The 386-nt window shown below is 62.4% G+C and carries 1 protein-coding gene; it reads right to left on the minus strand.

Translation table 11 applies throughout. The features are described from left to right. On the minus strand, positions 1-386 hold a 386-nt coding region (locus H6M51_RS24315), incomplete at both ends, for an IS66 family transposase zinc-finger binding domain-containing protein (protein WP_185812324.1).

Genomic DNA, 386 nt, shown 5'->3' on the forward strand with positions numbered 1-386 from the left:
GCTTCAGGGCCGCAGCACAAGCGCCAACCTGATCGGCAAGCGTCGACAGGCTGAGGTCGACGCCCTCGCGAGCATAACGTTCGCTCTGGCGATTGAGCGGCTGATGCTGGGCGAACTTCTCGAACAGGATCATCGCCAGAAGGTTGGGGCCGGCAAAGCCGCGAGGTGTCACATGGAAGGGCGCTGGCGGCTGGGTGATCTTCTCGCATTCGCGGCAGGAGAACTTCTCCCGCACGGTCTGAATGACTTTCCACTGACGCGGGATGACCTCCAGGGTCTCGGTGATATCCTCGCCGAGCTTCGACAGCTTTGCCGAGCCGCAGCAGGGGCAACTGGCTGGAGCGGCGATAACGACACGTTCACGCGGCAGATGTTCAGGAAAGGGC

The sequence above is a fragment of the Rhizobium sp. AQ_MP genome, assembly GCF_014237835.1.
Taxonomy (GTDB): Bacteria; Pseudomonadota; Alphaproteobacteria; order Rhizobiales; family Rhizobiaceae; genus Allorhizobium.